Here is a 14,233-nt window from a genome sequence, read left to right as displayed (position 1 = left end):
CCGTGCTCATCACGGGCACGGCGATGTCACCCAGGGTTCGCGCCCTGGCCCAGAGCGTGCACGACCCGCTGGACACCGGGCTGGGAGAACAACTCCTCGACCGGCACAGGCAGCGGAATTCGCCAATTCGGGTACTCGTCGACCGTTCCTGGCAGGTTGGGTTGTCGCAGGTCACCGAGTGCGTCCGGGGGTGATGTGAGAATCAGCGCGCTGCGGGCGCGGGTGAGCACTGCGTGCATGGCGACCAGGATCTCGCCTTCGTCCGCGTCTGGCGACTCCAGTACGCCTTCTTTCACCAAGAAGTCGATCAAGTCACGCCGTTCCGCAGCCACCCGGTCGTACTCCTTCTCCGCGTCGTCGACCAGTCCGAGCCTGGCGCGCACCCGGACGTTCTCGGCCTCGAGGAATCCGGCGGCGGTCGGCAGGTCATGGGTGGAAATGCTCGCCATGGAAGCGGGTTCCCACGAACGGATAGGCACAAACGGGTGACCAGGGGCTTCATAGTCACGCTGGAAGTACAGCACGGCCGAGGACAGCATCCCTCGCTCGTGCAGCGTCCGCGTGACGTGCGGCTGGACCGTGCCGAGGTCCTCACCGACCACCACGGCGGAGTGACGGTGCGCCTCAAGCGCCAGGATGCCCAGCATCGCCTCGGAGTCGTAGTGCACGTATGTGCCACGGCTCGGCGGTTCGCCCGGCGGGATCCACCACAGCCGCCACAGTCCGGCGACGTGATCGACTCGGATGCCGTCGCCGTGCTTGAGCACACTGCGTAAAACTTCGATGAAAGGTTGGTATCCCGCCGCGGCGAGCTTGTCCGGACGCCACGGCGGCAGCCGCCAGTCCTGGCCTTGTTGGCTGAACGCGTCCGGCGGCGCGCCGACGGTGACGCGTGGCGCGAGGACGTCTTGCAGCGCCCACGCGTCCGCGCCGCCGGGATCCACGCCGACGGGCAAGTCGTGCATGATGCCGACCGCCATGTCACTGGCGGCCGCACGAGCCGTGCCCAGCTGTGCCTCGCAGACTTCCTGAAGCCACGCGTGGAATGCCACCCGCGGCGCGAGTTCGCGGCGGGCGGCTGCAACGCCGGGACTGTCCGGGTGCCGCAGCGAGGAGGGCCACTCACGCCAGTCGCCGCCGTGCCGCTCAGCCAACGCGCAGAAGGTCGCGTAGTCGCGCAGGCCGGGTTCCAGATCGCGAATCTCGCCGGGCCACAGGAGTTCCAGCGCGGCGAGCTTGGCCGCCCAGACCACATCGTAGTCGATCAGGTCTCCGAGTGGCCCCGGCGCCAAAGCAAGCACTTGGGCACGCACCGACGGGTCCGCCCGATGGAACTCCGCGGTGTCGGTCACCTTGATATACAAGGGATTCGCGAACCTGCGGCTGGACGGCGAGTACGGCGACCGGTTGACCGGCAACGTCGGCACGATCGCCTGAACCGGGTTGACCAGCAGCACGCCCGCGCCCTGTCCCTGGGCTTGACGAGCAAACGACGCCAGGTCGCCGTAATCACCCATGCCCCACGATTCGCGCGAGTGCACGGCGTAGAGCTGGAGCATCCAGCCCCACGCACGCGGCACGTCCGGCATCCGTGCGGGCGTCACCGCGAGCGGGATTTCCCGGCCCTCGGCCTCCAACACGTGCCAGCCCAACGGAAGGTCGGCGGGCAGCCGGTCGGTGATGCCGATCCGGGCGCCGTCCTCGGTGCGCAGCAGTCCGGAACCGGTTTCGTACCGAGTTCCTTGCCGGACAACGATCGTGTCCGGCAAGCCGGTGGCGGCAGCGGGCGCGGCAGGGTCCACTTCGAGCTGTTCGAGGACTTCCAGTACGACCGCACGGTCCACTTCGACCCGGCGCTGGTCCGCGTCCTCGTACCAGGTGGCCACGCCATGGGCGCGCGCCAGCGCCGCCAGATCTTCGTCGATGGGTTCGCTCAGGACAGATCCCTCGGCTTGGCCGTCGGCGGAGTGAGCCGTTCGCGGGCTGTGGTCAGCGCGACGCGGGCCTGGCTCAGTTCGGAGGCTTCGAGGTGTTCTTCGGCAGCGTGCACGGCTTGGACGGCGGACGCGACCATGCACGTCTCACCGATGGCGGCGGTGTGCGCGAGCGCGCCGTGCAGGTTGTCGTTGACCCGGCGCATCGCGCCGAGCATTTCGGACCGTTCCGCCTGCGACACCTTTTGCAGATCGTGGAGTGCAATGTCGACAGCACGTCGCAATTGCAGACCGGGCGTCAGCGCCAGGGTTGGCCGGGGCAAGTCGGCGCGTAACCGCCGATGCTCCGGCGAGGTTCTCGGCTTCACCGTACCGACTGGTACGACAGAAGAGCGCTGACGTGACACCGTGAACCACTCCCTTCCAACCGACCCCGTGGGCAGATTACCCCTGTTTTCATAGAGTGGTAGCCACCAACTGAGTCGTTCGCTTGAACGAGTGGGCGAGGGTTAACAGTCCGTTTCCTTCGCGTATCGGCGCAAACGTCCGACCATCTAGATGTAATCGAGCAGATCGCCGAGTTCGTCGACGCGGGCGCGCACCTCGTCCGCGGTGAAGGTCAGATCCTCGACGTGATCGCACTGCTCGACTTCTTGCCAGGTCACGGGGGTCGACACGGTCGGCTGCGGCCGGGCGCGCAGTGAGTACGGCGCGATCGTGGTCTTGGCCGGGCGGTTCTGGCTCCAGTCGATGAAAACCTTGCCGCCGCGCTGCGCCTTGGCCATCGTGGCGACAACTTGCCGGGGATACTCGCGGGCCAGCCGCTCGGCGAGCTTGCGGGAATACGACCAAGTGTCGATCTCGCCGGGCTCGACCGGCACATACAGCTGCATTCCTTTGGAGCCACTGGTCTTGGCCCATGCCTCGTAGCCGCCCTCGGCCAGCTCCTCGCGCAGCCACAGCGCGACCTGGCAGCACTCGACGACGGTCGCGGGCGGACCGGGATCCAGGTCGAACACGAGCAGGTCTGGATCGTTTCCGATCTTCCACTGTGGAATGTGCAGCTCCAGCGCGGCCAGGTTGGCCACCCACGCCAGCGTGGCCAGGTCCTCGATCACCACGAAGTCCAGGAACTCGTTGCCCTTGCTGCTGCCCGGCGTCGGCAGCCGCTCGGTGCGGACCCACTCCGGCGCGTGCCGTGCCACGTTCTTCTCGAAGAACGACTGGCCGTCGACGCCGTTGGGATACCGGCGCAAGGTCACCGGCCGGTCGGCGAGGTGCGGCAGCAGAACCGGCGCGATCCGGGCGTAGTAGTCGATCACCTGGCCCTTGGTGAACCCCGCCTCCGGGTAGAGCACCTTCTCCATGTTGGTCAGCTTCAGCGTGCGGTCGTCGACCTTGACCAGCTGATCACCCATTGAGTTCCACCTCGCCCACCGACTTGTCCGGGCGCAGGCCGCGCCAGACCGGCGCGCGCATCCGGCCGTCGGGCGTCCAGATCCGGAACACCACTTCCCCGACCAGCTCGGGTTCGACCCACTTCGCTCCCCTCGCCCGTTCCGGCGGCAACTTGCCGTTGAACGGTGACGTCTTGCGAGCCAACGGACGCAACTGCTCGGTCAGCGACTCGAGATCGGTGTCGGAGAACCCCGTGCCGACCGAACCGACGAACCGCAAACCGCCCTCTTCGGGTATCCCGAGCAGCAACGCGCCAAGCACACCTTCGCGGCGTCCTTCGCCGGGCCGCCAGCCACCGATCACGACCTCCTGCGGCCGGACATCGGTGATCTTGATCCACGCCGGGGACCGGCCGGGGGTGTAGCGCGAGTCCAGCCGTTTGGCGATCACGCCTTCGAGGCCTTGTTCGCGGCTGGCCGCGATCACCGCGTCACCGGCGCCGGGATACGACGGCGCGGTGTACCAATGACTGCCACGCAGACCGAGTTTCTCCAACAGTGCGCGGCGATCGGCGAACGGCAACTTCAGCAGCGACCGGCCTTCGAAGTGCAGCAGGTCGAACAGCAGCAGGCTGACCGGGACCTGACCGGCGAGCCTGCGCGCCTGCGCGGCGTTGGCGACGTGCATCCGCTTCTGCAGCTCGGCGAAGCTCGGTTTGCCGCCCGCGAACGCGACGATCTCACCGTCCAACCAGGCCTGCGCGCTGCCCAGTTCCTTGCCCAGCTCAGCGAGTTCCGGGTAGCTGGCCGTGACCTCGTTGCCCGCCCGGCTGAAGATCTGCAGCCTGCCGCCTTCGACACGGATCAGTGCCCGCACGCCGTCCCACTTGAACTCGTACGCCCACTTGTCGTTCTGGCTGGCGGGCGGCATCGAGCCGACCGTGGCCAGCATCGGCGTCATCTCATCGGGCAGCGGCTGCCAGTTCGGGTCCTGCGCGGCGCCGCGCCTGCGCACGATCCAGCCCTCGCTGCGCTTCAGGAACGTGAAGTGACCGTCGACCCGTTGGCCGTGCAGGACGACGTCGACTTCGTAGTCCTCCCATTTGAGCGTTTCGTACGTGCCACGGTCCCAGATGGTCATCTTCCCGGCGCCGTACTCACCCTTCGGGATCACGCCTTCGAAGGTGGCGTATTCCATCGGATGGTCTTCGGTGTGCACCGCCAGCCGGACCGTCTTCGGATCGGTCGGAAGCCCCTTCGGCACGGCCCATGACACGAGCACGCCGCCGCGCTCCAATCGGACGTCCCAGTGCAACTGACGGGCGTGGTGTTCCTGGATGACAAAGGTGTCATCATCCCCGTGGGGAAGGACCGCCTCGTTGGGAACGGGCTCAGGAGTGCGTGCGGCATCACGTTTACGGCGATACTCACTCAGGTCACCCGGCACGGCTATACCGTATCGGTTAAGCCGCCAAACCCGCTCCCCTGAGCCAATCCGGGGCGTCCACGCCCTGTTCCTCGCACCACTCCAACATTCCTATCGTCCACAGTAGAGCGTGCACGACCACCTCGAGGGTCGACTCAAGATCTATGTCACGCAACGCGAGCTCGAGCTGGAACCGGGCGTCATCCGGATGGCCGTTGAGTTCGGCGAGCAATGCCCGGATGGTCGCACGCAGTGGCGGTTCGAGGTGGTCGATCGCGACTGCCTGGTCGGTGTCGTCCCGGATGTCCACGGCGAAGAGCGTGTGCGCGGGCACCTCACCCGCCCGGAGCGTGACCATCTGGACTGCCGCGCAGATGAGCTCGCCGACGATCTGGTGCGGGCCCGGCCCGCCCTCGGCCTGTTCGGCCAGCAGCCGGTCGAGGGCGTCCACCAGGCCGGCCGTGTCGCCGTCGCGGGCCATCGCGACCAGTGCCCTGGCGCGAGCCCGGATCTGCACAAGCGGACACTCGTCGCTCATCTCTCGTCCACCTCCCCAGGCGTGCGGTTCACCCTGATGATCGGCGCAGGGCCCCGGGTAGTTACCCAGGTCAACGGCATTTCAACCATTCGACTTCACGGCCGCTACCCACCGTCACATGCGTTTGACTCCCCCGGCCGCGGGTTAACCAGGCATGCAGTCGTCATACGATTAGAGGGGCGGTGATCATGACCGCGGCCAACAAGTCCACCGTGGACAGTTCGGTTGACATGGGTGACATCGAGCTGAGAGTTCCCGCGGAGGCGAGGTACCTGCCGATCATCAGGTCGCTCGCGGCCACCATCGCGATGCGCGAGGACTTCGATCTCGACTTCGTCGCCGACCTGAAGCTGGCGGTCGACGAGGCGTGCTCGATGCTGGCGGGCGCCGCGTGGCCGGGAACGGAGTTGCGGTGCCGGTTCCGCGTGAGCGACGACACGATCGGCATGCAGGCCTCCGCGTTGTCCACAGTAGACGCATTGCTGGACACGGCATCGTTCGGTTGGCGGGTGTTGACGACGCTCGCCGACACCGCCAGCACACGGGTCGAGCAGGTTCCCGGTGGGTACCGAGTGCTGATCGAGCTGGCCAAGCGTGGCAGAGGTGGGGCGTGACGACACGAGCGAGGACCAAGAACGGCTACGAGCACCTGACGCCCCTGTTCCACGAGCTCGCGGCCTTGGCAGAGGACGACCCGCGCCGCATCGAGCTGCGTGACGAACTGGTGACCGGGCACCTGCCGGTAGCCGAGCACATCGCCAGGCGGTTCGCCCACCGCGGTGAATCGAGCGAGGACCTCGTCCAAGTCGCGACGGTCGGCCTGATCAACGCGGTGGACCGCTTCGATCCGACACGGGGAACGGATTTCCTGTCGTTCGCCGTGCCGACCGTGATGGGCGAGATCCGCCGATACTTTCGAGACTCCAGCTGGTCCGTCCGAGTGCCACGAAGGCTGAAAGAACTGCACCTCTCGATCACCGCGGCGGGGAACGAGCTGTCGCAGCAACTCGGCCGCGCCCCAACACCGAGCGAAATCGCCACCCGCCTCGGCCTAAGCAAAGACGAGATCTACGAAGGCCTCGAGGCAGGCAACGCGTACCACTCGGTGTCACTGGACGACATGCTGACGCAGGACTCGGAGAACACGTCACTCGGCGAGATGCTCGGCGAGCCCGACTCGGCGCTGGAAGGCGTGGAGAACCACGAGTCACTGCTGCCGCTGGTGCGCGACCTGCCGGAGCGAGAACGAACCATCCTGTTGTTGCGGTTCTTCGGAAACCTCACCCAAACCCAGATCGCGGAGAAGATCGGCATATCCCAGATGCACGTGTCCCGCCTGCTGGCACGAACGCTGCAGAAGCTGCGCGAGGGCATGCTCGAAGAAGAGTGATGTCCTCATAGGACAAGCGGCTGGGATGTGGGTGGGGTAAGGGGCTGGGGCAAGGGGAATTTCGCGGTGCCGCAAAGGCGGACACGGTGTGCTGCAAAGGTGGACACGCGATTCTGGAGTGCAGGCCGAAGCGAAGACATGGGCGCTCCACAGCTCGGAAAAGGCTAACTCCCTGCCATACCAATGAGTCCATGGCCGCTCCCCAACCACAGTGAAGGCGCCCCAAGAAAAAGGCGCGCCCCGGCCCAAGTGGAGGCGCGCCCCAAGTCACAGCGAAGGCGCGCCCCGAGCACAGAAAGGCGCGCCAAAAGTGGTAGTCGGCGCGATTTTGTGTGGAGTGGCGCCGCAAATAAGCTTGTCGGCGGGCAGGGCCGCAGGTCCTGCCCGCGGTGTTGGTCCTGCTTTGCGGCGCAGAGGCTCCACACCAAATCGCGCCGACCTCTCACAGGGGCGCGCCGAAAGCAACCACAGAGCGCGCCGCAGCAAGCCACAAGCACGCCAAAACCAATCACAAAGCGCCGAAACCAACCCATGAGCGCCGCAGACCCAAAGCCGTCGATCTGCAACAGTGCTCCGGGAGACCCCCACCTCCCGGAACACCGCCACGACCAGCTGCGGTGAATCGGTTTCCCCCCTAATTCATCTCAGCTCATGGGCGAGTCTAGTGGCAACGGCCGCTCTGTCAACTAGGATGAATCCCTGGGGACTGGGATTTACATGAGCTGTGGGTGAGGTTCGAGATGAGTGAGGGCACCGCGCCGACGCTTGCTGCCAAGATCGACAGGTTGTTCCAGATCGTCCGCAGGCCCGACGGCGAGCAGTACACCAATGAGGAGGTCGCCACCGCGTGCCGGGAGGCGACCGGGGAGAGCTTTTCCGCCACGTACCTCTGGCAGTTGCGTACCGGCCGGCGGGACAACCCGACCAAGCGGCACCTGGAGGCGCTCGCCGAGTTCTTCGACGTGCCCGTCGCGTACTTCTTCGACGACGACCAGGGCAAACAGATCCACGCCGAGCTTGAGCTGCTCGGCGCGCTGCGCAATGCCGAGGTCCGCAACGTCGCACTGCGCGCGGTGAACCTGTCCGAGGACGGACTCGGGACGATCAACGACATGATCGACGTGATCGCCAGGCGCGAGGCCGAACGGCGGACCGGCCCCACGGATGCATGATCAGCCCCCGCTAGGCTGGTCCATGTGCCGCCGGCTCGCCGTCGGCTGGTGGTCGATCACGGGGGTGAGCGTGTCACTTGAGGATCCATCACGCCTGCGTCAACGCTGTGAACAGCTCGCCAAGACACTGCCCATCCCCCAACCGTTCAGCGCCGAGGCGTTCGTCACAGCGCTCGTCGAGCACAGGGGCAGGCGGATCGAACTGGTCGGGATGGCGGCCAAAAGGGACACGCCGTGCGGCATGTTCGTCGAAACGCCGGACGCCGACTACGTCTTCTACGCGTCCAACACCACGCGGCTGCACCAGGAACACATCATCGCCCACGAGATCGGGCATCTTTTGTGCGGCCACAAGGGAACGAGCGCGTTGCACGAGTCGGTCGCCGCGCTGCTGATGAAGAACCTCTCGGCCAAACTGATCAGCCGGGTGCTCGGGCGCACGGTGTACTCCGAAGCGGAGGAGGCCGAGGCGGAGATGCTCGCGTCTGTCATTCTCATCCGCGGTGGTCGCGCCCGCCCCGCGCACCCGGTCAACCCCGAACTCGCCGGTGGCATCGACCGGCTGGGCTCGATCTTCGGATAGGTGGCTTCTCTTGGTCGATTACGTGAAGCTCGTCGTCGGCGTGCTCTGCCTGACCATCGCCGTGTTCAAGGCCAAGCAAGGGGCCGCGAACAACGCGGCGCGCTTCGCCATCGCGTGCTTCGCGTTACTCGGTCTCGCCGCCTTCGCGATCGCCCCCAGCGCGTTGCGGTTCATCCACACCTTCGAGCCGCTGCCGAACTTCGGCCGCTGGGTGGGCAACAGCCTGGTGATCGCGGCCGGGTGGTGCGTGATCGCGATCCTGGCGTACACCGTGCGGGACGGGGAGCGGGCCCGTCGCCTGGTCGTGCTGCACGGTGTGATCGCCGGTTTCGTCGTGCTCGCCTTGGGTGTCCTGCTGTTCGCTGGTGACACGCAGTTCGAGATCGAGTTCGTCACCGTGTACGGCAACCGTCCGCCGATCACCGCGTACCTCACGTTGTTCAGCGCTTACTGCGCTGCGGGTCTGGGCGCGTTCGTGGCACTCATTCGCCGTTACTCGGCCGCGGCGCCGGAACGTGCGCTGCGCGTCGGCCTGAACATCATGATGCTGGGCGCGTTCGCGGGATTGCTGTGGGCGGCATGGAAGACCGTTGTCCTCGTCATCAACCGGTTGAGCTCGTCGCCGGTGGCGGCTGAGGCTGAGGTGACCGCGCTGTTGTCGTCGACGGCCGCGGCGCTGATCGCCATCGGTGGTGTGGTGCCGCTGGTTGTCCGCTATGTCCGGGATCCGCTGCGTCGCGCCCGCACGGCCCGTCATCTCCGTGCGCTTGAACCGTTGTGGAGCCAGGTGCACGATGTGCTGCCCGAGATCAAGCTGGCGGTCGATGATGACGACTTCAGTGTCTACCGCAGGGTGATAGAGATCCGCGACGCGAACCTGGCGCTGCGCGCGTACAGCCATCCTGAGGTGCGTGCGTGGGCGACCGAAGGGGCAGAGAAGCGCGGCATCACAGGTGACCAAGTGGAAGTCCTGGTGGAGGCCGCTGTGACCGCGAGCGCGCTCGAAGCGCACGCGGCGGGCGTGCGCTACCACCCAGACCCACGCACCGCCGAGACTCCGAACGCAGGCACGGGAGACATCAACGCCGAACGTGACTGGCTGATCCGTGTCTCCCATGCCTTCGCCAACGACGCCACTGTCCAGGAAATCCGCAGCCGCGTGCGTGACGAAGTCAGCTCCTCAGCGGCAGTGCGGCCAGTTCCTCCCACCTGAACTGGAAAAGCTCCGCGTCCACAAGGACATCCACCAGCCGCACGGCATCGACCGTCAGCGGGACACGCAGGTCGGTGGCGTACCGCAGCTTGTCCTGGATGATTCCGGAGTCGCCGTCCCCGGTCGCGTACGCGAGCGTGATGTGCGGCCGATTGTTGGTGTATTTCACCGCTTCCGGGCCGAACACCTCGCCCGCGGCGGCCTTCACCAGCTCGGCCAACGCGACGAAGTCCTTGTCCGGCACCATGTCCAGCGTCACCGTGCTGCGTCCCGCCACGGCAGGGCCGCACGTCACGGTGAACGAGGGCACTTCGGCAACGGCCTTACCCAGCCGGTCGATCAGCTCCGCGCGCTGCTCGGCGGGCACGTCCCTGGCGGGCACGCCGTCGAGAACCATCATCGTCGCGTGCAGCCACTCTTCCGGTTGCCGCGCCACACAATCCAAGCTGTCCAGGACACCCCGGTAGGCATCGGCGATCGGTTTGATCTCGGCGGGATCGGGCACGAAATACACGTGCAGCTTCGTCCAGTCCGCAGGCCAGCGCAGCTTCAGCTGCTCAACCATGAACGTGTCCACACTGACACAACGTAGCGGAGGAGGGGGATCCGACTTCTCAGGCAGCGGGTTGGTGCTGTTGGCGGGTGCGCTTGGAGAAAATGGCGCGGCGTTCGTCCTCGTCCAGTCCACCCCAGACACCGAACGGTTCACGCGTGCGCAACGCGTGCTGGCGGCATTGAACGATCACCGGGCAGGTCTGGCAGACCTGCTTGGCCTTGGCCTGACGGGTGCGACGGGCCGGCCCACGCTCGTTGTCAGGATGAAAGAAGACCGCAGACTCCTGACCACGGCAGTTGCCCTGCAGCTGCCAGTCCCACTGCTCGACCACTGGCTTGGGCAGTCGCTTCGTGTACGTCATGGTGTGTTCTCTCCCCACCCCGGTCATTTCCGTCGTGAGGCCCGGGTACCCAAGGGCATGCGCGGACTAACCACCGAAAAAATCAACCGGCAGGTGAGATGACTCCCACGGTAGCCCGCCTGGTGGTTGATCGCCGATCGCCTCGTGACCAGCACTTATGCCGCTCAGAGCAGGGAAGCGCGCGGCCGCCCCGGGGCCACAGTGCGTGGCACCCGGGGCGGCCGGTGACAACCAGGACTTACTCGAAGATTTCGCCCTTCTCGGCCTTGGCCACCAGTGAGGCAGGCGGCTCGAAGTGGGAGCCGTAGCGCTCGGCCAGCTCACGGGCCCTGGCGACGAACCCGGCCAGGCCACCGGGGTAGCCGTTGATGTACTGGATGACGCCACCGGTCCACGGCGGGAAGCCGATGCCCATGATGGAGCCGATGTTGGCGTCCGGGATCGAGGTCAGCACGCCTTCGTCGAAGCACTTCACGGTTTCCAGCGCCTCGGCGAAGAGCATCCGCTCCTTCATGTCCTCGAAGGGGATTTCCTTCGAGCCGGAGCCGAACGCCTCGGCCAGCCCGTCCCACAGGCCCGTGCGCTTGCCGTCGACATAGGAGTAGAAGCCCGCGCCGGTCGAGCGGCCCTTGCGGTCGTACTCCAGGACCATCTTGTCGATGACGCCCTCGGACGCGTGCGGAGTCCACGTACCGCCCGCTGCCTCGATACCCGCCTTGGTCTCCTCGCGGATCTTGCGGGGCAGGGTCAGCGTCAGCTCGTCCATCAGCTGCAACGGCGGGGCCGGGTAACCGGCTTGGCTTCCTGCCTGCTCGATCGACGGGACGGCGATGCCCTCGCCGACCATGGCCACCGCTTCGTTCAGGAACGTGCCGATCACGCGGCTGGTGAAGAAGCCACGGCTGTCGTTGACCACGATCGGGGTCTTCTTGATCTGCTGTGCCACGTCGATCGCCTTGGCCAGCGTCGCGTCGCTGGTCCGCGCGCCCCGGATGATCTCAAGCAGCGGCATCTTGTCCACTGGCGAGAAGAAGTGCAGGCCGATGAAGTCCTCCTGGCGCTGCACGCCTTCGGCGAGGCCGGTGATCGGCAGCGTCGAGGTGTTCGAGCCGAGCAGCGCGTCCGGTGTGACGAAGCCTTCGATCTCCTGGAACACCTTGTGCTTCAAGGACGGGTCCTCGAAGACCGCCTCGATCACCAGGTCACAGCCCGCCGCGTCCTCGGCCTTCTCGGTCGGGTGGATCCTGGCCAGCACCTCGTCGGCCTTGTCCTGCGTGATCTTGCCGCGGGAGACGGCCTTCTCCAGCAGCTTGACCGAGTAACCCTTGCCTTTTTCCGCTGCCTCAAGGGAAACGTCCTTGAGCACGACGTCGATCCCCGCCCTGGCACAGGAGTACGCGATACCGGCGCCCATCATGCCCGCGCCGAGCACCAAAGCCTTGCGGGCGGTGTAGCGCTCGTAGCCGTCCGGGCGGGAGCCGCCGGAGTTGATGTGCTGCAGGTCGAAGAAGAACGCCTTGATCATGTTCTTGGCGACCTGGCTGGTCAGCAAGTCCACAAAGTACCGCGTCTCGATCAGCGACGCGGTGTCGAAGTCCACCTGGGAACCCTCGACCGCGGCCGCCATGATGTTGCGCGGCGCGGGCATGTTGGCGCCCTTGAGCTGCTTGCGCAGGTTCGCCGGGAACGCGGGCAGGTTCGCCGCGAAGGATGGGTTCGCAGGCGTACCACCGGGAATCTTGTAGCCCTTGACCTCCCACGGCTGCACGGCCTCGGGGTTGGCCTTGATCCACGCCTTGGCGTTCGCGATCATCTCCTCCGGCGTGGCGACAACCTCGTGCACCAGGCCGATTTCCTTGGCCTTGGCCGGCTTGTGCCGTTGCCCCTGCAGCAGAACGTTCAGCAGCGCGTTCTGAATGCCAAGCAGGCGAACGGTTCGCACGACACCGCCGCCGCCGGGCAGCAGGCCCAGCGTGACCTCGGGCAGGCCGATCTGGCTTCCCTTGGCGTCCAACGCGATCCGGTACTTGCACGCCAGCGCGATCTCCAGGCCACCGCCGAGCGCGGCGCCGTTGATCGCGGCCACGACCGGCTTGGGCAGCAGTTCGAGCTTGCGCAGGTCGGCCTTCATGCTGTTGGCGTGGTCGGTGATGGCCGCGGCGTCGGCCCTGCCGGTCCTGCTCATGATCTTCAGGTCGCCACCGGCGAAGAACGTCTTCTTGGCCGAGGTCAGCACGACACCGGTGATGTTGTCCTGCTCGGCGTACAGGCGCTCGATCGTATCGTGCATGGAGCGCGCGTACGTCTCGTTCATCGTGTTGGCCGACTGGTCCGGGTCGTCCATCGTCAGCGTGACGATGCCGTCCGCGTCCTGCTCCCAACGAATCATGTTCTCAGTCATGTCAGGTGTCCTCAGACGCGCTCGATCAGGGTGGCCAGGCCCATGCCGCCACCGATGCAGAGAGTGACCACGGCCCGGCGGGCTTCGCGGCGTTCCAGCTCGTCGACCATGGTCCCGGTGATCATCGCGCCGGTCGCGCCGAGCGGGTGCCCCATCGCGATGGCGCCCCCGTTGACGTTCAGCTTCTCGTCCGGGATGCCAAGGTCCTTCTGGTACTTCAACACGACCGAGGCGAAGGCCTCGTTCAGCTCGAACAGGTCGATGTCCTCGACGCCGAGGCCCGCGGTCTTGAGCAGCTTCTGGGTCGCGGGCGTCGGGCCGGTCAGCATGATCGTCGGGTCGGATCCGGTGACCGCGGTGGCCACGATCCGCGCCCGCGGGGTCAGCCCGAGGTCCTTGCCGACCTGCTCGTTGCCGACCAGCAGCAGCGCGGCGCCGTCCACGATGCCCGACGAGTTGCCCGCGTGGTGCACGTGGTTGATCTTCTCGACCCAGTGGTACTTCTGCAGCGCCACCGCGTCGAAGCCACCCATCTCGCCGATGCCCGCGAAGGACGGGCTGAGCTTGGCCAGGCCCTCCAGCGTGGTGTCCGGGCGCATGTGCTCGTCGTGGTCCAGGATCACGACGCCGTTGCGGTCCTTGACCGGGACAACGGACTTGGCGAAGTAACCGCCCGCCCATGCCTTGGCGGCACGTTCCTGCGAGCGCAGGGCGTACGCGTCGACGTCGTCACGTGAGAAACCCTCGATCGTGGCGATCAGGTCCGCGCCGATGCCCTGCGGCACGAAGTAGGTCTCGTAGTTGGTCTCCGGGTCCATCGCCCACGCGCCACCGTCGGAACCCATCGGCACACGGGACATCGATTCGACACCGCCGGCGATGACCAGCTCGTCCCAGCCGGCGCGGACCTTCTGCGCGGCCTGGTTGACGGCCTCAAGGCCGGACGCGCAGAACCGGTTGACCTGCACACCGGCCACCGTGTCGGGCAGCCCGGCCGCGATCGCGGCGGACCGGGAGATCACCGAGCCCTGGTCGCCGACGGGCGAGACGACACCGAGGATCAGGTCGCTGACCCGGTCGGTGTCCAGGTTGGGGTGACGGGTGCGCATCTCGTCGATGAGCCCGGTCACCAGCGAGATCGGCTTGACGCCGTGCAGCGAGCCGGTCTTCTTTCCCCGGCCGCGAGGCGTTCGGATCGCCTCGTAGATGAACGCTTCTGTGCTCACGCCGAAGTTCCTCTCACCCGCGCTGGTGCTAATGCT

At 66.4% G+C, this 14,233-nt stretch carries 14 protein-coding genes; 5 read left to right on the top strand and 9 right to left on the bottom strand.

All coding sequences use genetic code 11. From position 1 onward, the window contains the following. Positions 1 to 26: 26 nt before the first annotated feature. The 5 genes from malQ to B9C43_RS40470 all read right to left on the bottom strand — a co-directional run bounded on the left by malQ (position 27) and on the right by B9C43_RS40470 (position 5,295). Complete coding sequence (gene malQ, locus B9C43_RS40485; protein WP_084432806.1) at positions 27 to 1,925, bottom strand: 4-alpha-glucanotransferase; 1,899 nt, start codon at positions 1,923 to 1,925, stop codon at positions 27 to 29. Positions 1,926 to 1,933: 8 nt separating this feature from the next. Next, the gene (locus B9C43_RS56050) at positions 1,934 to 2,302 is read right to left on the bottom strand and encodes a hypothetical protein (RefSeq protein ID WP_143446928.1); all 369 of its coding nucleotides are present in this window, start codon (positions 2,300 to 2,302) and stop codon (positions 1,934 to 1,936) included. Between the two features lie 186 nt (positions 2,303 to 2,488). Continuing rightward, positions 2,489 to 3,352, bottom strand: a complete 864-nt coding sequence (gene ligD, locus B9C43_RS40480; protein WP_033393924.1) for a non-homologous end-joining DNA ligase — start codon at positions 3,350 to 3,352, stop codon at positions 2,489 to 2,491. Further along, the gene (gene ligD, locus B9C43_RS40475) at positions 3,345 to 4,778 is read right to left on the bottom strand and encodes a non-homologous end-joining DNA ligase (protein WP_084432726.1); all 1,434 of its coding nucleotides are present in this window, start codon (positions 4,776 to 4,778) and stop codon (positions 3,345 to 3,347) included. Before ligD (B9C43_RS40475) ends, ligD (B9C43_RS40480) begins: the two co-directional genes overlap by 8 nt. Positions 4,779 to 4,794: 16 nt before the next feature. Next, positions 4,795 to 5,295, bottom strand: coding sequence for a hypothetical protein (locus B9C43_RS40470; protein WP_051898231.1), 501 nt, complete (start codon positions 5,293 to 5,295; stop codon positions 4,795 to 4,797). 188 nt (positions 5,296 to 5,483) lie between these two features. Between B9C43_RS40470 and B9C43_RS40465 the strand changes: the two genes are divergently transcribed. The 5 genes from B9C43_RS40465 (at position 5,484) to B9C43_RS40445 (ending at position 9,653) form a co-directional block, all read left to right on the top strand. Then, positions 5,484 to 5,909 carry an ATP-binding protein gene (locus B9C43_RS40465; protein ID WP_033393926.1) on the top strand — a complete coding sequence of 142 codons (426 nt, stop codon included), beginning with the start codon at positions 5,484 to 5,486 and terminating at the stop codon, positions 5,907 to 5,909. Continuing rightward, a complete protein-coding gene (locus B9C43_RS40460) occupies positions 5,906 to 6,685 on the top strand; it encodes a SigB/SigF/SigG family RNA polymerase sigma factor (RefSeq protein WP_033393923.1) in 780 nt (259 codons plus the stop codon). The genes B9C43_RS40465 and B9C43_RS40460 overlap by 4 nt, the downstream gene beginning before the upstream one ends. Before the next feature lie 740 nt (positions 6,686 to 7,425). Then, positions 7,426 to 7,857: a transcriptional regulator gene (locus B9C43_RS40455; protein ID WP_084432805.1), complete on the top strand. Its 432-nt coding sequence runs from the start codon at positions 7,426 to 7,428 to the stop codon at positions 7,855 to 7,857. A 64-nt stretch (positions 7,858 to 7,921) separates the two neighbouring features. Further along, a complete protein-coding gene (locus B9C43_RS40450; RefSeq protein ID WP_235039125.1) occupies positions 7,922 to 8,440 on the top strand; it encodes an ImmA/IrrE family metallo-endopeptidase in 519 nt (172 codons plus the stop codon). Between the two features lie 10 nt (positions 8,441 to 8,450). After that, positions 8,451 to 9,653 (top strand): MAB_1171c family putative transporter, encoded by a 1,203-nt coding sequence (locus tag B9C43_RS40445; protein WP_143446927.1) that lies wholly within the window; start codon positions 8,451 to 8,453, stop codon positions 9,651 to 9,653. Here the strand turns inward: B9C43_RS40445 and B9C43_RS40440 are convergent. From B9C43_RS40440 to B9C43_RS40425, 4 genes are all read right to left on the bottom strand, one after another. After that, positions 9,613 to 10,218 (bottom strand): 2'-5' RNA ligase family protein, encoded by a 606-nt coding sequence (locus tag B9C43_RS40440; protein ID WP_143446926.1) that lies wholly within the window; start codon positions 10,216 to 10,218, stop codon positions 9,613 to 9,615. The genes B9C43_RS40445 and B9C43_RS40440 overlap by 41 nt on opposite strands. A gap of 49 nt (positions 10,219 to 10,267) precedes the next feature. Further along, entirely contained in the window at positions 10,268 to 10,570 is a 303-nt protein-coding gene (locus B9C43_RS40435) for a WhiB family transcriptional regulator (protein ID WP_037262332.1), read from the bottom strand. 238 nt (positions 10,571 to 10,808) lie between these two features. Continuing rightward, positions 10,809 to 12,971, bottom strand: a complete 2,163-nt coding sequence (locus tag B9C43_RS40430; RefSeq protein ID WP_084432720.1) for a 3-hydroxyacyl-CoA dehydrogenase NAD-binding domain-containing protein — start codon at positions 12,969 to 12,971, stop codon at positions 10,809 to 10,811. An 11-nt stretch (positions 12,972 to 12,982) separates the two neighbouring features. Beyond that, entirely contained in the window at positions 12,983 to 14,197 is a 1,215-nt protein-coding gene (locus B9C43_RS40425) for an acetyl-CoA C-acetyltransferase (protein WP_033393916.1), read from the bottom strand. Positions 14,198 to 14,233 lie beyond the last annotated feature (36 nt).

This window comes from Kibdelosporangium aridum (assembly GCF_900176515.1).
Classification (GTDB): Bacteria; Actinomycetota; Actinomycetes; order Mycobacteriales; family Pseudonocardiaceae; genus Kibdelosporangium; species Kibdelosporangium aridum.
This window is presented reverse-complemented; position numbering and strand designations above follow the sequence as displayed.